This window comes from Aliiglaciecola sp. 2_MG-2023, from assembly GCF_030548145.1.
In the GTDB taxonomy this organism is placed as follows: domain Bacteria; phylum Pseudomonadota; class Gammaproteobacteria; order Enterobacterales; family Alteromonadaceae; genus Aliiglaciecola; species Aliiglaciecola lipolytica_A.
Genome location: NZ_JAUORY010000013.1, coordinates 61,865 through 80,653 on the forward strand (window position 1 = coordinate 61,865; position 18,789 = coordinate 80,653).

General features: G+C 40.1%; 20 protein-coding genes and 1 other RNA gene. 16 read left to right on the plus strand and 5 right to left on the minus strand.

The window, feature by feature from the left end:
• Nucleotides 1-78 precede the first annotated feature (78 nt).
• Both Q4567_RS13905 and Q4567_RS13910 read right to left on the minus strand, forming a co-directional pair.
• On the minus strand, nucleotides 79-411 hold the full coding sequence (locus tag Q4567_RS13905) for an RnfH family protein (protein WP_216048508.1): 333 nt from the start codon (nucleotides 409-411) through the stop codon (nucleotides 79-81).
• A complete protein-coding gene (locus tag Q4567_RS13910) occupies nucleotides 408-839 on the minus strand; it encodes a type II toxin-antitoxin system RatA family toxin (protein WP_216048507.1) in 432 nt (143 codons plus the stop codon). The genes Q4567_RS13905 and Q4567_RS13910 overlap by 4 nt, the downstream gene beginning before the upstream one ends.
• Nucleotides 840-979: 140 nt before the next feature.
• Between Q4567_RS13910 and smpB the strand changes: the two genes are divergently transcribed.
• Nucleotides 980-1,459: an SsrA-binding protein SmpB gene (gene smpB / locus Q4567_RS13915; RefSeq protein ID WP_216048506.1), complete on the plus strand. Its 480-nt coding sequence runs from the start codon at nucleotides 980-982 to the stop codon at nucleotides 1,457-1,459.
• Between the two features lie 70 nt (nucleotides 1,460-1,529).
• Here smpB and Q4567_RS13920 read toward each other — a convergent pair whose 3' ends face one another.
• On the minus strand, nucleotides 1,530-2,768 hold the full coding sequence (locus Q4567_RS13920) for an NADH:flavin oxidoreductase/NADH oxidase family protein (RefSeq protein WP_303500798.1): 1,239 nt from the start codon (nucleotides 2,766-2,768) through the stop codon (nucleotides 1,530-1,532).
• Between the two features lie 366 nt (nucleotides 2,769-3,134).
• Here Q4567_RS13920 and ssrA point away from each other — a divergent pair.
• Nucleotides 3,135-3,494: a transfer-messenger RNA gene (ssrA, locus tag Q4567_RS13925) on the plus strand.
• A 256-nt stretch (nucleotides 3,495-3,750) separates the two neighbouring features.
• Here ssrA and Q4567_RS13930 read toward each other — a convergent pair.
• Nucleotides 3,751-4,035 carry a hypothetical protein gene (locus Q4567_RS13930; RefSeq protein ID WP_216048504.1) on the minus strand — a complete coding sequence of 95 codons (285 nt, stop codon included), beginning with the start codon at nucleotides 4,033-4,035 and terminating at the stop codon, nucleotides 3,751-3,753.
• Nucleotides 4,036-4,265: 230 nt separating this feature from the next.
• Here Q4567_RS13930 and Q4567_RS13935 point away from each other — a divergent pair, with 230 nt between their 5' ends.
• From Q4567_RS13935 to uspE, 14 genes are all read left to right on the plus strand, one after another.
• Nucleotides 4,266-4,862 carry a hypothetical protein gene (locus Q4567_RS13935; protein WP_303500799.1) on the plus strand — a complete coding sequence of 199 codons (597 nt, stop codon included), beginning with the start codon at nucleotides 4,266-4,268 and terminating at the stop codon, nucleotides 4,860-4,862.
• Nucleotides 4,863-5,345: 483 nt separating this feature from the next.
• Nucleotides 5,346-6,476 (plus strand): hypothetical protein, encoded by a 1,131-nt coding sequence (locus Q4567_RS13940; RefSeq protein WP_303500800.1) that lies wholly within the window; start codon nucleotides 5,346-5,348, stop codon nucleotides 6,474-6,476.
• 378 nt (nucleotides 6,477-6,854) lie between these two features.
• The gene (gene corA, locus Q4567_RS13945; RefSeq protein WP_216048502.1) at nucleotides 6,855-7,922 is read left to right on the plus strand and encodes a magnesium/cobalt transporter CorA; all 1,068 of its coding nucleotides are present in this window, start codon (nucleotides 6,855-6,857) and stop codon (nucleotides 7,920-7,922) included.
• Nucleotides 7,923-8,135: 213 nt separating this feature from the next.
• The gene (locus Q4567_RS13950) at nucleotides 8,136-9,215 is read left to right on the plus strand and encodes a 6-phosphofructokinase (RefSeq protein WP_216048501.1); all 1,080 of its coding nucleotides are present in this window, start codon (nucleotides 8,136-8,138) and stop codon (nucleotides 9,213-9,215) included.
• A gap of 136 nt (nucleotides 9,216-9,351) precedes the next feature.
• The gene (gene atpD, locus Q4567_RS13955; protein WP_303500801.1) at nucleotides 9,352-10,818 is read left to right on the plus strand and encodes a F0F1 ATP synthase subunit beta; all 1,467 of its coding nucleotides are present in this window, start codon (nucleotides 9,352-9,354) and stop codon (nucleotides 10,816-10,818) included.
• Nucleotides 10,808-11,197 (plus strand): F0F1 ATP synthase subunit epsilon, encoded by a 390-nt coding sequence (locus Q4567_RS13960; protein ID WP_216048499.1) that lies wholly within the window; start codon nucleotides 10,808-10,810, stop codon nucleotides 11,195-11,197. The genes atpD and Q4567_RS13960 overlap by 11 nt, the downstream gene beginning before the upstream one ends.
• A gap of 6 nt (nucleotides 11,198-11,203) precedes the next feature.
• Entirely contained in the window at nucleotides 11,204-11,560 is a 357-nt protein-coding gene (locus tag Q4567_RS13965; protein WP_303500802.1) for an AtpZ/AtpI family protein, read from the plus strand.
• A 2-nt stretch (nucleotides 11,561-11,562) separates the two neighbouring features.
• Nucleotides 11,563-11,850 carry an ATP synthase subunit I gene (locus tag Q4567_RS13970; RefSeq protein ID WP_216048497.1) on the plus strand — a complete coding sequence of 96 codons (288 nt, stop codon included), beginning with the start codon at nucleotides 11,563-11,565 and terminating at the stop codon, nucleotides 11,848-11,850.
• Between the two features lie 67 nt (nucleotides 11,851-11,917).
• The gene (locus Q4567_RS13975) at nucleotides 11,918-12,643 is read left to right on the plus strand and encodes a F0F1 ATP synthase subunit A (RefSeq protein WP_216048496.1); all 726 of its coding nucleotides are present in this window, start codon (nucleotides 11,918-11,920) and stop codon (nucleotides 12,641-12,643) included.
• Nucleotides 12,636-12,914 carry a F0F1 ATP synthase subunit C gene (locus Q4567_RS13980; RefSeq protein WP_216048495.1) on the plus strand — a complete coding sequence of 93 codons (279 nt, stop codon included), beginning with the start codon at nucleotides 12,636-12,638 and terminating at the stop codon, nucleotides 12,912-12,914. The genes Q4567_RS13975 and Q4567_RS13980 overlap by 8 nt, the downstream gene beginning before the upstream one ends.
• A gap of 3 nt (nucleotides 12,915-12,917) precedes the next feature.
• Nucleotides 12,918-13,769, plus strand: a complete 852-nt coding sequence (locus Q4567_RS13985) for a F0F1 ATP synthase subunit delta (protein WP_303500803.1) — start codon at nucleotides 12,918-12,920, stop codon at nucleotides 13,767-13,769.
• Nucleotides 13,770-13,782: 13 nt separating this feature from the next.
• Nucleotides 13,783-15,360, plus strand: a complete 1,578-nt coding sequence (locus Q4567_RS13990) for an alternate F1F0 ATPase, F1 subunit alpha (RefSeq protein WP_303500820.1) — start codon at nucleotides 13,783-13,785, stop codon at nucleotides 15,358-15,360.
• A gap of 1 nt (nucleotide 15,361) precedes the next feature.
• The gene (locus Q4567_RS13995; RefSeq protein ID WP_303500804.1) at nucleotides 15,362-16,264 is read left to right on the plus strand and encodes a F0F1 ATP synthase subunit gamma; all 903 of its coding nucleotides are present in this window, start codon (nucleotides 15,362-15,364) and stop codon (nucleotides 16,262-16,264) included.
• A gap of 147 nt (nucleotides 16,265-16,411) precedes the next feature.
• The gene (gene uspE / locus Q4567_RS14000; RefSeq protein ID WP_216048492.1) at nucleotides 16,412-17,323 is read left to right on the plus strand and encodes a universal stress protein UspE; all 912 of its coding nucleotides are present in this window, start codon (nucleotides 16,412-16,414) and stop codon (nucleotides 17,321-17,323) included.
• 113 nt (nucleotides 17,324-17,436) lie between these two features.
• Here uspE and Q4567_RS14005 read toward each other — a convergent pair whose 3' ends face one another.
• Nucleotides 17,437-18,777, minus strand: coding sequence for an alkaline phosphatase (locus tag Q4567_RS14005; RefSeq protein ID WP_252729185.1), 1,341 nt, complete (start codon nucleotides 18,775-18,777; stop codon nucleotides 17,437-17,439).
• Nucleotides 18,778-18,789: the final 12 nt, after the last annotated feature.

Consider the following 18,789-nt stretch of genomic DNA (forward strand, 5'->3'; position numbering starts at 1 on the left):
TTCAGTGCAAGGGATTAAGGTCAATCTAACTAAACATATGCAAAAAAAACGTTCTATTTACCTAAAGCACCTGCTAATTTACGACTTTACTCGGCCACCTGTGACTTTATCTGCCCGCCCTTCTACTTTGGCCTTTTCAGCGCGTATTCGACGTACTTCTTTAGGGTCAGCAATTAGCGGACGATATATCTCTATTCTATCGCCGTCATTAGGTATGTCGGTAAGTTTACATGTCCGATTCCAATTACCTATTTTCAACACCGATAAATCTATCTCAGGAAAACGACGTAATATACCAGATGCTTGAATTGCTTCTTCTGCTGTCTTGCCCTTCTCTATTGTTACACTGATAAGCGCCTGTTCTTTAGGCAAGCCGTACACTACTTCAACAGTGATTTGCGAGTCGGTCATAGGTATACCTCTTTCGCTCTGGCGGTAAAGGCATTCACCATATTAGTTGCGACTGTGTTAAACACTTTTCCAAAGGCCATTTCAGCCAATCGACTGGAGAACGCAAAATCCAGTTTCAATTCAATTTTACAGGCATCATCAGCTAATGCAGTAAAAGACCAGCCACCACTTAAATGCGAGAAAGGCCCTTCAACTAAATTCATTTCAATGGTTTTGCCTCTATCTAACGCATTTAGCGTAGTAAACCATTGTTTAACACCCGCTTTGGCAATGAGCACAGCCGCTTTCATCGAATCTTTGTTATGTTCTAGTACTTTAGTTTGTGCGCAGCCAGGCAAAAATTCAGGATAAGAAGCTACGTCATTGACTAAATCAAACATCGATTCGGCACTAAATGCTACTAGCGCACTGCGATGAACACTTGCCATTCATTTTCCTCTATGTAACCTTGCAATTTCTCGTTGAAGTTTACCACGAAATATCATATTTCATAGTTCATCCATGTAAATACAACTATTTTTTAACTCTTCTACAGACAAATTAATTGGTCCTGATATAATTCGCCACTATGAAGAAAAAGAACGCTAAATCAAATCAAAGCAACACGATAGCTTTAAACAAAAAAGCCCGTCATGATTATCACCTGCAAGATAAAATCGAAGCAGGTATAGAATTACAAGGCTGGGAAGTAAAAGGCATTCGTGCAGGCAAAGTTAACTTAACAGATAGTTTTGTGAACATTCACAACGGCGAAGCCTACTTACAAGGGTGTAAAATCACGCCTTTAAACCAAGCCTCAAGCCATGTTGTGTGTGATCCTGATCGACAAAAAAAACTGCTTATTCACCGCCGCGAAATTGACCGGCTAATGGGCGCGCGCGAACGCCAAGGTTATTCGATTATTGCTACGGCAATGTACTGGAAACAATGCTGGGTGAAAGTAGAAATACACTTAGCCAAAGGTAAAGACGCCCATGACAAACGGGATACGGTTAAAGATCGTGATTGGGCACGTCAAAAAGAACGCATGATGAAACATAGCGCCTGATTACAATTATCAGGCAATGAGCCTAATCAAACCCTGTTGGTTAGGTTCTTTTATGCAAAATACAAAAATACTATTCAGCACCAAGTTTCACATTACGACGATAACGCTTGGTTAACTTAGCAGACAAAATTTGCTCCAAGATTAATGTATATATGGCTGAAGCATCAATTTTTGCAGGTTTTCCCGTGCCAATGCGACGCAATTGGCGTTTTACAAGGGCCATATTTGCCATTCCACTTAAGGTTTTATTTTTCCATTCAACCTTCGGTGTCATGCTGACCATTCCAGGCACCTGTTGCCAATGATTAGGTAAATCAGGATTGTAGGCAAGCGCAGTGGCCATTCCTACTAAATCAACACCAGAGTCGAGTACTTTTTGGGCCACCGGTAAACGTTTGATGCCACCAGTAGTCATAATTGGTATCTGGCTTTGTTGGGCAATTTGACTTGCAAACTCAAGAAAATACGCTTCTCTTGCAAGTGTTCGATCATCCGCTGTACGCCCTTGCATGGCAGGAGCTTCGTAGCTACCACCTGAAAGCTCAATTACATCGACGTTTAATGATTCAAGCATTTTAACTACCGCTAAGGCATCCTCGACATCAAAACCTCCACGTTGAAAATCAGCAGAGTTTAACTTTACTGCAACAGCAAAATCGGCAGCACAAGCAGCCCTTATTTGGCTAACAATTTCCAATAGTAAGCGAGCTCGATTTTCTAAACTTCCTCCCCAGCGATCGCTACGTTTATTCACTAAAGGCGATAAAAATTGAGCCAGTAAATAACCATGCGCGGCATGCACCTCAACGCCGTCAAACCCCGCTTTTTCTGCCAATAATGCGGTGCGTTTAAATCGTTGAATAACGTCTTCAATTTCCTCTTCCGACATTGCTCTAGGTTGGCTAAACAGTTTAGAGTGTTTACCAAGATCCAGTGCCACATCAGATGCTGACAGCACTTTACCGCCCATTTTCTTAAATACCTGTCGTCCAGGATGATTAATTTGCATCCACACCTGTGTATTATTTTGTTTGGCTTTTTGCGCCAATGTTTGAAAGGGTACTAAATCGGTATCTTGTTCTAATGCCATGCCTCCAGGACCAGTCATGGCCATATGATCAACCATTACGTTACCAGTAATAATTAAGCCTACTCCGCCCTGCGCCCACTTTTGATACAAATTGAACAAGGTTTCATCGGGTAATTGTTTGGCATTGGCTAGGTTTTCTTCCATTGCCCCTTTGACCAAACGGTTTTTTAATGTTTTACCGCAAGGTAACGAAAATTCTGCAAATATATCTGAAGACATACACCCTTCTTATGATGGAAAAAACTACTGATTATGCTATCAAAACAAAAATAGCCGTAATTCAGCAACCACCCAATGTTTAGATATCTTAAAAATATGATTTAAAGCTTACATATAACTCACTCGCAAAATCTTATCATCTCTATGCCCTAGGTTGTCAAAATGCTAATGCCAGCCCCATTGAGATTAAATAAGGTCTAATCCGCCGTGTTTTATTCAGAGCAATTGAACAAAAATAATACTCAAAAACGCAAACTATAAAAAAACGATTAAAACCCAAGCACTTGAAGTAAAATTTATTGTCCCCACATATTGTTTTAGAGAAGGATGTGTTATCCTATCTGCTACTTGAAAAAGTACTACATCGGGGCTGATTTTGGATTCGACAGGAATCGGGATGCCTTAGGTGCATGCAGAGGTGCGGTTTGCCTCTTTAAACAGCCGCAAAAAAATAGTCGCAAACGACGAAAACTACGCACTAGCAGCTTAATAACCTGTATAGGCCCTTCCACTTCAGCCGTCTTCTATTCGTGAAGGTTTGGAAGGTCATACTAATAGAATAGCGAGGGAAACTTGTCCGAGGTTGAACCGCGAAATAGTATCGGAACAGCTACTAGGAATCCTGTTTGTCGGAGTCCAAAATAGTTAAATAAAAGACAAAATAAGCATGTAGTACCGACGGTTGAAGCTTTCTGGACGCGGGTTCAAGTCCCGCCAGCTCCACCAAATTTACGTTCGACGAACGACAAAAACCCTGCCAAAGCCACTAAAAACGGTGATTAACAGGGTTTTTTTATGCGTTTTTGATTGGATAAGGTTCGCTAGTGACCGTTGATAGTTTGATTTTTAGGGGGACATTTAGGGGTACAAATTAGTGTATCTACCGCTATAAACTTCTCTATGCAGAACAGCCAACTCAGGATGTAAATCCACTGGATATATTTCAACGGCTGACTTATTGGTGACCCCACAGATATATGGGTTATGAGGTTATCAAAGCCCAGATATTGAAAATTCGATTTGCGTAATATAAAACAATGAGTGCCATTAAAGCGATTTGAATGGCGATGCTCAGCGCTTTTGCGCACAGTGCGCCTGCTATTGCGCCAATTAACACCCCCGCTAAGATTGGAAGTGTGTCGCCACTACCTAAATAAAATTCATATCCAATATTTCCACCAACAATAGCGCCTAACGCCGCGAGGTACCGGATGAAAGTGAGTTCACGTTTTGAGGAAGCGAGTGTACCTAAGTCATTATTTGACATTTTAATTCCATTTAAGGCAAATGTATTACATTAAATTAGGAGACTCTTTCACAAATTTCAAATAAATAACTTTAACAATCAATTCGTCTTCAACTAACCCGTTAAAATATGCGCTAAATGCCAATAAAAAAGTCGCCCCCCTAAAACACACTGTTCAAATATTGACCAATAAAATACTTAATGGCAGAATTAAATTACCCTAACACGATTTAAGCGCAAGGAAGGATCCAATGGTAAATATACTAACGCTCAACCGCTTTTTTAGTTGTTTATTCTTATTAGTAACGCTTTTTTACGCCAATAATGCGAATTCAAACCCAGTTTGTAATATTTATTATGGACTCTACGCAAAAAGTTTGTCCCGAGACATGCAGTTTAATTATGCTGATCATTCTACAAGCATTAACAGCAACAACGTCTTGGAATTAGTCAAACAATATAAAGAAAATGCAGAACAGGTAATAGACAATTTAAATAAGTTAATTGCCACTAATGCTAACTCTCCTAAGATGACACCATATAAAAAGATGAGAGAGCATTATTATATAATTGCTGACATGGGAACCCTAGGTTACGCAATTATTAAAGCCGAGATGGAAAATGATGTTGACCTATTCGTTGGTCTAGTGAAAGGACTATACACTGAAAAATTCAAGCCCTTAACATTCCCCCTCATTAATAGAGCCGCAATCGAATACAGGAAACATCAAATTAGAACCGTTAAAATTGCTGAAGAAGAAAATGCAAGGCAGAGTGTATTGAGTATTTATCGCTCCTTGTATGGCAACAATGGGAATTTATTAACTAAATATGATCCCTGTACTTAAGATCAATTTAGATAATCGGGTCTAACTAAATATTGGATATTTGAATACTTCTATATGCCTTAAGTGCTGCAATATTTATTACCTTTTCAAACAATGTCCACCATGTTATTTGAGATGACCTCTTATCAATAACATTCAGAAAAACCGTATGATTCTCTATTATTTAAATGGCAATAATTTTTCAATTAAAGTAAGAAGACGAATGACGAATTTGCCAATGATTATCACCAGTTTATCTGTTTGTATGGAAACCTGAGGAATTAGCGACTTGCTAGTAATGGACACCTCTAAAACTTCACTCACTAATCTTAGTGTCTAAGCATCTTGATACAGATAAAACAAAACCGTTAATTAAGCTTAAATTACGTATTATTCTAGATAACTTGGCTCTATTTAGAGTCTAGTTAATCATTTTAAAATCTGCTGATATACATTTAAATTTAAAATATTTCTTTGAATTATAGGCATTTTATAAGGACATTTATGTTCGTAAACATAAAGCGTGTATTAAAGCTTGGAGTAGCTTTATCGCTTATCGTTGTTAACTCTATTGTTGTGCTTTATATCGGTAGAGATCGCTTTCCTTTGCCAGAATGGTTTTCACACCCCATATCTTATATCGATGGGTTGATTGACCACAAAAACGAACGCATTTCCCAGCAAAATTTAACTTTCGAAAACTCTAAAAAACAACAAAATGTAGAACCACGTGTTAGTTCTAAACAAGCCAGTAAAAAAACTGCAAATGCCAATTTAATTAATCATACTGAGTTATCTGCCAGCGACGCAGTATGCTCTGATAAGCGGCCTAAATCTGCGAGCAAGCAAATATACACATGGATAGATGATAGCGGCACTCGCCACCTTAGCGATAAGCCACGTAAGATTGACAGTGCCACTCCGGTTTCAGTGATAGGAACAATTCGCCCCGAAGAACTATCTATTAACTACACTGGCACTCACCCGCCATTTAGTCTCCAACATAAAATTGAATCGCGGGTTATGGCAAACAAAGCATTATTTGCTCAGATCACTCCAAAACAATTAGTAAAGCCGATAACCATCAATTTTAGATTATTCACAGATGTAAATAATTACAGCACTTATCAGAAACGTATAGCCCCCTCTGTTAAGTCAGCAATCGGATTTTACGCAAGCAGTATAAATGAGTCAGTTGTTATGATGAATAATGATGACCAGAGTGTTAATACAGCGGTCCATGAAGCAATGCACTCGATTAATCGTCATTGGTTTGGACACATGAATAGATGGCTAAATGAGGGGATCGCTGAATATGCCGAAACAAGTCACACTGATAACCCTTTGTATAACCATTGGGTAACTCATATCCGTAAATTTGGCGCTATTCCACTGGTAACCTTATTTAATGCAAATCAGCACCACTGGGACACTCAAAGAACCGAAATGTATGCTACAAGCTGGGCGTTCGTAGCATTTTTGATGGATAAGTATCATAAAACACTATCTCGCTTATTGCAGGAAGAGAATATTAACGGATGCAATGTTGTCAACATCAGCGATATGGAACGCATATCATCTCAAAAATTGTCAGTATTACAGCGTGAATTTGATAATTGGTTGGCAAGAGTATAAACACTTAACTAGCGTTAACATGAATTTGATAGTTGAAGAACCATGTAGTGCTTTCGAACACATACCGACCTCTGTTGAATAACTTTTACAGTTATTAGTATCAAATTATTACTCCATCCTCAAAACATATCGCAAATAAAGGTTCCCCCCAACAAAGGAGGGAAAACAGCCCTCCCCTTTAAAATGGTGCTTGCTGCGTCGATAATTAAAATGTCTGTATTGCTTCACGAGTATTCGGGGTGAACGACCAATTATGTGGTTAATTAAATCTGTTTCTAGTTTAATGATGATGTTACATCTTTTCCTGTAGTGCTAAATTAGCAACGAAATATAGCCTAGAGTTAGTGGTGTTATCTAAGCCATCATATAAGGACAATTATGAAACTATTCCGCAAACAATATGGTCAGCCAGGGGCGCAACCAGGGCTTATTGATGCATCTGTTGATGGGGCGGTTAACATTACTTTGTTTAACTACAATGAACATCAAGTGGTTGAACAAAGTGGTATTACGGTCGAACAATGCATGGAATACGTCAATAAAGACAATATCACTTGGGTGCACGTTCAGGGTAATCCTGACAAAGCATTATTGAGTCATTTGGCAACGAATTTTGGAATACACGAGTTATATATTGAGGACGTTGCCAACCGAGCCGAACGGCCTAAAATAGAAACCCACGATGGTCAAATTTTCTCTATTTTTTCGCTACCTGTGCAAAGCGAATCGAATATTTATCTGCAACAAGTTAGCTTATTTTTAATGAAGGGCACTGTGGTTTCTTTTTGCAGTGGTCAATTCAACCCGTTCTCTGGCGTCAAAACCAGATTAAACCTTGCTAGCGGCAAGATGCGAACCCATAAAGCTGACTACTTGTTTTACAGTTTAATTGATTCCGTGGTTGATTGGTGCTTTCCGGTACTGGAAACTTATGCGCAGCTGATTGATTCAACAGAAGAGCTATTATTAAAAAATCACGATAAAGAAATCTTACAGAAAATTCATCAATTACGCCGCGATGTGGTTTTACTAAGAAGGCAAATTTGGCCACAACGAGAGCTGCTTAACCAACTCATCAGAGACGACACGCAAAGCCTAATAAGCGCAAAAACTAAAGTTTTTTTAAGGGATTGTTACGACCATAGTATTTCGTTACTTGAATTAATCGAAACCTACCATGAAATGACAAATGGTTTGATGGAGCTGTACATGAGTTTAGTTAGTTTGAAATTAAATGAAGTCATGCGGGTATTGACCATCATTGCCACGCTATTTATACCACCTACTTTTGTGGTGGGTATTTATGGCATGAATTTCAATCCCAGCGCCGGCCCTCTGAGTATGCCTGAATTATTGTCACCCTACGGTTACCTGGTAGTTTGGTTAATTATTTTAAGCATGGTTTGTGGCATGTTGCTATTTTTCAAAAAACGAAAGTGGTTATAGTCGGTTTAAAATGAGAGATTAACTGACGACATACCCGCATATTTGCTTTGCGAGATGGAACAAACTCGCCTCTTCTTCTGCTATTTTGATATACAAAGTAAGGGTTATTACTAATAGCGCAATCACCAGACAGTGGTAAAGTCGTTGGGTGATACTCCCCGATATAAATAGATGACCAATATCAATTATTAGAATACGTAGGAAGTTTAAAAAATGCGGATAGGCATTCTGACTGGCGGTGGTGATTGTCAGGGTTTAAATGCAGCAATACGCGCTGTAGCAAAATCGTTAATGTTAAACAACAATGCCGAAATTATAGGTATCGAAGATGGTTTTGATGGCCTACTAAAACGTAAAGTACGTCAATTAAGTTATGCTGACTGCAGTGGGATCTTACCCTTAGGCGGTACCATTTTAGGTACCAGTAATAAGGCAAATCCTTTTGATTACCAAGGTAAAGACTGCTCACAAGATGTGCAGTCTTATTATCAAGAGCTCGGTCTTGATGCCATAGTGATGATTGGCGGTGATGGCACTATGTCAATTGCCTATGAACTAACAAAACTAGGTATGAATATTGTTGGGGTTCCGAAAACAATTGATAACGACTTGATGTGCACCGAACGCACATTTGGTTTTGAAACGGCGGTATCAATTGTAACCGAAGCAATTGATAGATTGCGTACCACCGGCCATTCACACAAACGAATTATGATCCTTGAAACCATGGGACGTTACGCCGGATGGATTGCGCTACATGCAGGCGTTGCAGGGGGAGCAGATGTCATTCTGATTCCAGAATTTCCTTATAATCTGGATGAAATCGTCTCAGCATGCGAATTAAGAGCCAGTGATCAGCACTATTCTATTATTGTGATTGCAGAGGGCTCAAAACCTGAAAATGGATCTATGGCCGTGCAACAAACGATTTCTGACAGCCCAGATCCGATACGTTTAGGCGGTATTTCAAATGTACTTAAAAGTCAGCTGGAAAAACGCTTAAGTATTGAAGTAAGAGCAACCTCTTTAGGACATATTCAGCGCGGCGGTTCGCCCACAGCAAATGACCGTATTTTTGCTACAAACGTGGGTACCTTTGCAGCAAAACTGGTTACTGAAAAACAATTCGGACGGGTTGTTGTACAACAAAATAACCAATTAACCAGCGTCCCTTTAGAACAAGTCGCAAATCAAACCAAAGGGGTTTCAGTGGACGACCTAACCCTGCAAAGCGCCATCTCGTTAGGTATAAGTTTTGGGGTTGCTAAGCTAGAAGATACGTCTAACTCTTAAAACCCAATAAATATAAATAAATTAGCGATAACCTTTACTTAATTTATAAACCATTATCATTTGTGAGTTTGATCGAGATCAATTCGCAAGCAGCAATGAAATTTATAATGATCATGTCAACTAAGGTGCATCGTAAATGTCGAGTATAGAATCCTCTGATTCATTAATAGAAGATGGGCAACACGCACCTAGTCAAGTCGGTGTAGTCAGTGCCGTGCGCGGTAGCATTGTCGAAATTAAGTTCGAACACAAACCGCCTGCTATTCATAATATTATCTATGCTAAAAATCGCACTATCGCGTTAGAAGTGCTTACCCAATTACCTAATAATAAAGTACGTACCATTGCATTGACCCCTACTCAGGGTTTAGCTAGAGGTATGCAAGCTGAAGACTCTGGCCAGCCTCTTACCGTGCCTATCGGCAAACAAATCATATCGCGTATGTTTAACGTGTTCGGCAGCCCTATTGACGGCAAAGATTTTGACCAAAACTGTGAACGTCGCAGTGTGCATCAAAATCCCCCGCCGTTATCTAAATTATCCAGTCAATTACAAATTTTCGAGACCGGAATAAAAATTGTCGATGTTTTATGCCCACTCGAACGTGGTGGCAAGGCGGGTTTATTTGGCGGTGCTGGTGTGGGTAAAACGGTACTTTTAACAGAAATGATCCACAACATGGTCAGCCATCAAAAAGGAGTGAGTATCTTTTGTGGTATTGGCGAGCGTTGCCGTGAAGGTGAAGAGCTTTATCGGGAAATGAAGCAGGCTGGCGTGCTGGATAATATGGTTATGCTATTCGGACAAATGAACGAGCCGCCCGGTAGCCGCTTTCGAATTGGTCATGCCGCCCTCACTATGGCGGAATATTTTCGTGACGATGAACACAAAGATGTTTTGCTATTAATTGACAATATTTTTCGGTTTATTCAGGCCGGCTCTGAGGTATCTGGCCTGATGGGACAAATGCCTTCGAGGATGGGTTATCAGCCAACATTGGGTACCGAGTTATCCGGTTTGGAAGAGCGCATAGCGAACACGCAAAATGGTGCGATAACATCGATACAAGCGGTGTATGTGCCTGCCGATGACTTCACCGATCCTGCCGCAACCCATACTTTTTCACACCTTTCGGCAACATTGGTACTTTCCCGAAAACGTGCCAGTGAAGGCCTATATCCATCCATCGACCCGCTGCAATCCAGTTCAAGTTTAGCAACAGCAAATATCGTCGGTGAGCGGCATTACAAATTAGCTCAACAAGTCAGACAAATACTCGCTCAATATGATGAATTAAAAGACATTATCGCGATGCTTGGATTAGAGCAGCTTTCTAATAAAGACCGTAAAATAGTTACTCGTGCCCGTCGTTTGGAGCGCTTCTTTACACAGCCTTTTTTCACTACGGAACAATTCACTGGCATGCCAGGAAAATTTGTTAGTTTGGAAAGTGCCCTAAGCGGATGTGAGCAAATTCTGCGGGGTGATTTTGATGACTATCCTGAAAGTGCGTTATACATGATTGGTGACGTTAGTGAAGCCTTGAAATCAAAAAGTGATAGTGCAGAGGCAGGCCAACAGGACAACCAACATGCAAGTTAAAATTTTACTTCCCCATCAAATATTTTTGGAAATAAAGGATGTCATCAGTGTTGTAGTCGAAACCCCCGAAGGTAGTTTTGGGATTTTACCCAATCGACTGGACTGCGTGACACCTGTGGTGCCTGGTATTTTAACCTATCAGGTATCTGCTAATGAGTATGCTTATATTGCGATTGATGAAGGTATGCTGGTTAAAACAGGAAAGCAGTTGCTGATCTCTGTACGCAGAGCCGTAATTGGTAGTTCTTTAGAGCAGTTGCACGAAACTGTCGAGCAAGAATTTCTAAAGTTAGATCAACAACAATTGGAATTGCGCAGTGTGTTAGCCAAATTAGAAACGACTTTTTTAAAGCAGTTTTCATCAATGTCTAGAGATTGATGCCTAATGTCTAGCAAAAATGGCAAGTCACAACCCGAAAAACACACAACGCATTCTTTGGTGAAGCAAGTAGAAACAAAAGCGCAATTAAAACTAAAAGCGAAACGCCACAAAAATCCCGGTGTATGGTTTGGGTTAGGCATGATGGGAGTCATAGGTTGGTCAGTGGCGGTACCGACTTTTTTGGGTGTCAGTTTAGGCATTTGGATAGACAAAAATTACGATGGACAACGCTCTTGGACTTTAGCGTTATTATTGGCCGGCTTAGCTATTGGTTGCTTCACTGCATGGGGCTGGGTCACCAAAGAGCATCAAGCGATTCACAACCAGAATGATAACAACTCAACAGACGAGGAAGACTAACCATGAACGAACCATTAAATATGCTATTTGCGTTGGTTGCGGGTGTTGTTTTAGGCATTAGCTTTTTCTATAGCTTATGGATTACGGTGCAAAAAGGACTGCGATCAGCACAACCGGTTTATTGGTTTATCGGTGGTTTTATTTTGCGCATGGGGTTGAGCTTAATTGCCTTCTATTTAATTTCAAATCAGCAATTTTGGCTACTTATTTCATGCTTGATCGGTTTTCTAATTGGTCGAGTCGTAACTAATAGAATGTTGTCAATTAGTGCAAAACCCAATCCAGTTTAACAACTAAATGGGAAGCATAAGGTTTCACTTATTGGTAATTAAGAAATAACAGAGAAGGTTCACAACCATGCATATTACGCCCGATGAAATCATCTTTTGGCAGTTTGGCTTTTTAAAGCTAAATGCCACTATCGTTTTCACTTGGTTGATAATGGCTATTTTAGTACTAAGTGCGTATCTGATTACCCGTAAATTGAATGATCAATTGCAGCCTACTCGCTGGCAAAATGGTTTAGAAGTATTAGTAGTGACTATTTTGCAGCAAATAAGCGAAGCAGGTTTGCGTAAGCCGGCTAAATACATTGGCTTTCTAGGCACCCTATTTTTGTTTATTGCAACAGCTAATTTACTCACTATATTTCCTCGCTTTGAGCCACCAACAGGTTCTTTGTCTACCACAATCGCATTGTCGTTCTGTGTGTTTATTTCTGTCCCCTATTACGGAATAAAACAAAAGGGAGTATTAAAATATTTGCAGTCTTACGCTCAACCTAATGTCTTTATGCTGCCGTTTAATATCATAGGTGAGCTGTCTCGTACCTTAGCGTTGTCGGTACGCTTATTTGGAAATATGATGAGCGGAGCCATGATTATCGCTATTTTGCTGATTATCTCCCCATTTGTATTCCCCATTATTATGTCTTTGTTAGGTCTATTAACCGGAATGGTACAAGCCTACATATTCTTTATTCTCGCAGCTGTGTATATCGCTGCAGCTACTGCGCAGGATCAGCAAAGCACCCCCAAATTTACATCAATATCCGTTTCGACACAGGAGAAAACTAATGGATAACCTCACCCTAATTGCTATTTGTTCGATCATCACTGCGGGGCTAACAATTGGCATCGGAGTATTAGGCCCTTCTTTAGCTGAAGGGACAGCGATAGCCAATGCATTAAAAGCACTCGCACAACAACCAGATGCGTCATCAACCATAACTCGAACGCTATTTGTGGGCTTAGCCATGATTGAGTCTACGGCCATTTATTGTTTTGTAGTTTCGATGATCGTGCTTTTTAGTAATCCCTTTTGGAACTATTTTGTAGATAAAGTTGGGAACTAAATAATGCCTATCGATTGGTTTACCGTAATCGCTCAAACCGTCAATTTTTTAATATTATTGTGGTTATTAAAACGCTTTTTATATCACCCCATTATCAACGGTCTGAATAAACGAGAAACCAAAATTGCGCAGATTTTAAGTGCCGCAAATGATAAAAACCAGCAAGCAGAAGCACTTCAAGCTGAGTATCAATTAAAACTAAGCCAAATAGAAAAACAGCGCAGCGAGATTATTCGTCAATCCAATCAAGAGGCCAAAGACGAACGACAAAAATTACTTGCCTTGGCACAACAAGAAGCCGCGGATATTCTTGCTAATAGGCTGCAAGGAATAGAGCAAGATATGCAAAGTTTGCAACAAGAAGTTGTAATAAAAAGTATGCAGGAAGTATATGCCACCTGTAGAAAAGTACTGCGGGATCTTGCTGATAGTGACGTTCAAAATTTGATGTTCGACAAATTATTACTACAACTCACCATTATGGACAGCAAACAACACGCTGAAATAGATAAAGCTGTTAACTCAAATTTACACATTTCTATTCACAGTACCTTTGCGTTAAGCGCGGCGCAAAAAAACGCCTTACAGCAATGGTTCATTAAAACCTATTCGAAAGATAACGCTGAAGCAATCAAATTTATTTACACACTCAACCCTGAGCTAATTTGTGGCATAGAGGTTATTTTTGATGGTTGGAAAATACCCTGGAGTGCACACAATTATTTAAATCTATTAAAAGAGAATATAAATCATCAGATACCTAAAACAAGTTCACTTGACTTAGCAGATGACCTAGCAGATGACGAGACCAAGTTTGACGCCAGTAAGAGCCCAAACACAGATGAAATTAAATAAGTGCGGAGACAAAATGAAGCCGGATCCTCAGCCTAGTTTAAAGCAAAACTATGACTCACTGTTTGCACAACTAAAACAATCCAATGGTGATGCGAATATCAATTTTGTGCTTCAGGAAATAGGCATTGTTGAAAGTGTGTCCCAAGGTATCGCATCGGTTACTGGCCTACCAGGTGTTGGCTTTGAGGAATTAGTACTTTTTCCAAATAATATCTTCGGCATTGCGTTTAATCTAGATGAAAATGAGGTTGGCGTAGTATTGTTAGGTGACTATTGTCAATTAAGAGTGGGTGACCAAGTTCAGCGAACTGGCCGAGTAATGGACATTGTAGTGGGCGAACACCTATTGGGGCGTGTCATTAATCCTCTAGGTCATGCCGTAGATGGCAAAGGTCAACTTGCACAAACGCCACGCTTACCTATTGAGCGTCCAGCACCAGAGATCATGTCACGCTTACCAGTTACAGAACCATTACAAACCGGAATTAAGGTACTCGATGCCCTACTCCCCGTTGGACGCGGGCAAAGGGAATTAATTATGGGCGATCGGCAAACCGGAAAAACCTCCATCGCCATTGATACCATATTAAATCAGCAAGACAAAAATGTAATATGTATCTACTGTGCAATCGCCCAAAAGTCATCTTCGATTGCAAAAACTATCGCCACATTAAAACAGCATAATGCCCTCGATTATACGGTTGTAATGGTCACTGAGGGTAATGATCCACCAGGCTTAGATTATATCGCGCCCTATGCTGCAACCAGTATTGGCGAGTACTTCATGCATGCGGGTAAAGACGTATTAATTGTTTATGATGATTTAACTCGACATGCTCGTTCCTATCGGGAGTTGTCTTTATTGCTACGCAGACCACCAGGAAGAGAGGCATTTCCAGGCGACATTTTTTATCTGCACTCAAGATTACTTGAACGCTCTACCCATTTAAATCAAGAAAATGGAGGCGGCTCTCTTACCGCTTTACCCATAATCGAAACCGAAGAACAAAATATGTCGGCTTATATCCCCACAAACCTAATTTCAATCACCGACGGACAAATTTACTTATCTCCTAAATTATTTGATTTAGGGGTTTTACCGGCAGTAGATGTAGGAAAATCAGTTTCCAGAGTAGGCGGAAAAGCCCAACGCGCTGGATTCAAAGCCGTTTCAGGTACGTTAAAATTAGAGTATGCACAATTTGAAGAGTTGGAATCATTTGCCCGTTTTGGTGCACGCCTAGACGAAAATAGTTTGGCGACTATTGAGCACGGAAAACGCATTCGTGCCTGTCTTAAACAACCTGAATCGTCACCGCTAGCAGTGTCGGCACAAATTGTTGTGCTCTTAGCCCTGACAAATCATTTCTTTGACACCATTTCGTTAGAACATATCCAAGAGGCACAAGATGCGGTAGTGAAAGGAATAAATACCCTCAGTCAGGATATTCTGAACAACTTAGAATTAAGCAACGACCTTAATAAAGATGAACAAAACCTTATCTTTGCAATGTTTAAAGAGGTGCTTGAACCTTTCCATACAAATACTGACTCTGCTATTGACCAAAGCACTGTCACTGGCGAAGCTTAATATGAGTGAATCGAATAGCGATTTACAACGTAAAATTGCAAGTGCAACTGATTTAAAATCAGTTGTTAGAACAATGAAAGCTATGGCTGCCGCCAATATCAACCAATATGAAAACGCCGTGCTTTCACTTGATGATTATTATCGAACTGTGCAATTAGGACTAGTGGCTTATTTTCTAAATACCGACAAAAGTGACTACCCAACAACAGATAAAGTATCTAAACCATCAGATCATAAAACCCAAATAGGCATAATTGTAATTGGCTCAGATCAAGGATTAGTGGGGCAATTTAATGATATTTTAGTAGACTTTTTAAATTCAAAACGGAAAGACTTCGGCGCAGCGCAAGTTATTTGGACCGCCGGTGAACGAATTCAATCTTTGCTAGAAGGCGTAAATGCACCACTTGGAAAACAGTTTTCACTGCCTAATTCAATAGAAAGTATTACTTCTTTCGTATCTGAAATTTTGTTGGAAATTGAACACCAACAAAAAAACAATCAGCTCAAAGAGGTCTATCTGTTTTTCAATCGTACCCTAGATAAACCTAACTATGCCCCCTGTTTTCAGCGAATATTACCCATTGACCAAAAGTGGAAACACGAATTTGTTTCTCTACCTTGGCCTAATCAATGTCTGCCACAATTGTTAGTCAATAATACGCTCACCATTAGCACGCTGATAAAAGAATACATTTTCACATCACTTTTCAAAGGTTGCATTGAGTCACTCGCGAGCGAAAATGCCAGTCGGTTAATCGCCATGCAGCGGGCTGAAAAAAATATCGAAGAGTTACAAGAGCAGATGCAAAAGACATTTAACAAACTCAGACAAAGTGCAATTGATGAAGAGCTTTCTGACTTAGTCAATGGTTTTGAAGCCCTCAGCCCTTCGGCTGAATAAAAACGAAGCAGAACAGAAAAATTAAAATTTAGTTCTGAAATATTGAACTAAACTGTTTATTCATCAAGTTTGATCGACATCAAGTTTTGCTTGGGTAATCGGTGTATGGTCGGAATGTATAAGTTTGATTCATTAATGGAGATTACTATGAAAACCCCGCAAAAAATTCTAGTTGTGATCAGTGGTAAGCGCAAGCAGCATGAAGCATTGCTTCGAGCCTTGAAATTTGCAGAGCTCAATGAAGTGCACATTCATCTTCTCAATGTCATTTATGAACCTATTTTAGAATTGACCGATATTCTATCTAGTGACCACCGTAAAGAAATGAAAAAAGAATATCTTGCAGATCGCTATCTCTATATGAATAGCATTGCTGAAGATCTCGAGAAAAAGAACATAAAGTGCACCACCCATGTTGAATGGTGTCGCGAAGTTTATGAAGGGATAGAAGACGCCGTAGACAAAATTCAACCTGATCTGGTTATAAAACGTATTTCTGCAGATGCCATGAGCATTAATCCCTTTGCGTTACCATTAGATCGGCATTTGCTGCGATATTGCAAAGCGCCGCTATTGCTTGTGAAACACCAGACTTGGACAAACTCGCCGATTTTGGCAGCGGTAGATGTGTTGGCCAAAGACGATAATCATGTAGCATTAAATAAAGACATACTAGAAGCCGCTAGACTTTTTGCCAAATTAGGCGGCAGTGAAATACATACTGTTAGCGCCTATTTAGTGCATAACATGAGTGCGTCGATTGACTTTCCTACTATCAATTTTGAAAAGCTCAGCGCCAATAGTGCCCAATTTCATAGTGAAAAACTCGATGGGATGGAAAAAGAACATGAAATAAGTATGGCAAAAAAACATGTTGTTGCAGGCTTGCCAGAAAAAGTGATTCCAAATGTGGTCAAGCAAATTGATGCGCAGCTAGTGATTTTAGGCACAGTGGCACGTAAAGGCATTTCCGCTGCATTTCTGGGGAATACTGCTGAATCCATTTTGGCAGAACTCAATTGTGAGGTATTGGCTCTGAACTTAGATGAGAGTGAGTGAAGCTGAGCTCTAAAACAAAGAAACCCTAAATTCGCCAGTAAAAAGGGCGTTTACTCTCACGCCCTGCCCTTTCAATATAAAAAAGGATACCAAAAGGTATCCTTTCCACTAGATTATTTGTGTTCAAGTAATGAAAAAACCGTATTCGCAATATCAGTATTGTTGTTTAGCCCTACAAACGATTCACTGTGGCTACCAAACGCGAATACTGGAACATCTACGGCTGTATGAGCGCCTGTCGTCCAACCGGTGAGAGTTCTTGCATCAATAATGTGTTTAATATTGACGTAAAGCGCTTTTTTAACCGCATCAGCGGATACATCTGCGTAGGGATTACCCTCGCTGGATAACGGCTGATTATCTTCACCGATGTTTTTGCTGCTTTTTAACAAGGCAAGTTCAGATTCTGTCAAAGTAAAATTGAGCAAATCAGAAGTTGACTGTTGAGTAATATCAGTTTGTAACAACTGCTCAGCAATGTAACTTGGAGAATGCTTCATTGTACGTAAAACTTTAGGTTTCCATTCATACTTTCCATTAGCACCTAATGTCATACCACCAGTACTGTGATCAGCAGTTACCACCACCAAGGTATCAGGATGCTGAGCTACATACTCTTCAAGCATTTCTAATGTATTGGCGAGATCTTGCATTTCACCCATGGCAGCAGCTATATCATTGCTGTGCCCACCCCAATCAACTTGACTCGCTTCTATCAACATAAAAAATCCGTTATCATTTTCTAGCTGCTCCAAGGCTGTCGATGTCATGGTTTTCAAACGATTAGCATCAGTGTCATCTAAGGCCCAGGGTAAGCCAACATCAGCAAACAAGCCCAAAAGCGGTTTATCTTTTGCAACATTGTTTAGGGCTGCATAGTCATCAACATATTGATAACCCAGTTCCGTAAACTCGCTGACTAAGTCTCTATCATCACGCAAAAAGAATTTCCAGCCACCACCGAGTACGACATCATACATTTGGTAATTATCTACGTAACTATCAGCTATTTCATCGTAATTACCGCGAGCTTCATTATGGGACATAAAGCTGGCAGGAGTGGCATGATTAATTTGGCTGGTGACGACGACTCCAGTTTTCTTTCCCAAACGTTTGGATACTTCTAAAACCGTGGTTACCGGTTGCTTGTTCACATCCATAGCAATGGCACCGTTGTAGGTTTTCACCCCAGCTGACAACGCTGTTGCACCGGCTGCAGAGTCTGTCACGTATCCGGAAATAGGAGCCGGATACGTACTACTCATTCCCACCAAAGTACGGTCAAAAACTGTTTGCTCAATTTCTGCTGTATTGGGGTCATCGTGAAAATATCGATACGCACTAATATATGCGGGGCCCATGCCATCACCCACAACCATAATGATATTTTTTGGTTTTTCAGGTACCACAATGGTTTGATTTGTCTGTTGTTGATCATTGCAGCCAAAAAGCATTAGCGACAATGA

Bases quoted from the DNA above. Each gene is read 5' to 3' on its own strand.
- Q4567_RS13905 (WP_216048508.1), bottom strand. From the start codon at position 411: ATGACCGACTCGCAAATCACTGTTGAAGTAGTGTACGGCTTGCCTAAA.
- Q4567_RS13910 (WP_216048507.1), bottom strand. From the start codon at position 839: ATGGCAAGTGTTCATCGCAGTGCGCTAGTAGCATTTAGTGCCGAATCG.
- smpB (WP_216048506.1), top strand. From the start codon at position 980: ATGAAGAAAAAGAACGCTAAATCAAATCAAAGCAACACGATAGCTTTA.
- Q4567_RS13920 (WP_303500798.1), bottom strand. From the start codon at position 2,768: ATGTCTTCAGATATATTTGCAGAATTTTCGTTACCTTGCGGTAAAACA.
- Q4567_RS13930 (WP_216048504.1), bottom strand. From the start codon at position 4,035: ATGTCAAATAATGACTTAGGTACACTCGCTTCCTCAAAACGTGAACTC.
- Q4567_RS13935 (WP_303500799.1), top strand. From the start codon at position 4,266: ATGGTAAATATACTAACGCTCAACCGCTTTTTTAGTTGTTTATTCTTA.
- Q4567_RS13940 (WP_303500800.1), top strand. From the start codon at position 5,346: ATGTTCGTAAACATAAAGCGTGTATTAAAGCTTGGAGTAGCTTTATCG.
- corA (WP_216048502.1), top strand. From the start codon at position 6,855: ATGAAACTATTCCGCAAACAATATGGTCAGCCAGGGGCGCAACCAGGG.
- Q4567_RS13950 (WP_216048501.1), top strand. From the start codon at position 8,136: ATGCGGATAGGCATTCTGACTGGCGGTGGTGATTGTCAGGGTTTAAAT.
- atpD (WP_303500801.1), top strand. From the start codon at position 9,352: ATGTCGAGTATAGAATCCTCTGATTCATTAATAGAAGATGGGCAACAC.
- Q4567_RS13960 (WP_216048499.1), top strand. From the start codon at position 10,808: ATGCAAGTTAAAATTTTACTTCCCCATCAAATATTTTTGGAAATAAAG.
- Q4567_RS13965 (WP_303500802.1), top strand. From the start codon at position 11,204: ATGTCTAGCAAAAATGGCAAGTCACAACCCGAAAAACACACAACGCAT.
- Q4567_RS13970 (WP_216048497.1), top strand. From the start codon at position 11,563: ATGAACGAACCATTAAATATGCTATTTGCGTTGGTTGCGGGTGTTGTT.
- Q4567_RS13975 (WP_216048496.1), top strand. From the start codon at position 11,918: ATGCATATTACGCCCGATGAAATCATCTTTTGGCAGTTTGGCTTTTTA.
- Q4567_RS13980 (WP_216048495.1), top strand. From the start codon at position 12,636: ATGGATAACCTCACCCTAATTGCTATTTGTTCGATCATCACTGCGGGG.
- Q4567_RS13985 (WP_303500803.1), top strand. From the start codon at position 12,918: ATGCCTATCGATTGGTTTACCGTAATCGCTCAAACCGTCAATTTTTTA.
- Q4567_RS13990 (WP_303500820.1), top strand. From the start codon at position 13,783: ATGAAGCCGGATCCTCAGCCTAGTTTAAAGCAAAACTATGACTCACTG.
- Q4567_RS13995 (WP_303500804.1), top strand. From the start codon at position 15,362: ATGAGTGAATCGAATAGCGATTTACAACGTAAAATTGCAAGTGCAACT.
- uspE (WP_216048492.1), top strand. From the start codon at position 16,412: ATGAAAACCCCGCAAAAAATTCTAGTTGTGATCAGTGGTAAGCGCAAG.
- Q4567_RS14005 (WP_252729185.1), bottom strand. From the start codon at position 18,777: ATGCTTTTTGGCTGCAATGATCAACAACAGACAAATCAAACCATTGTG.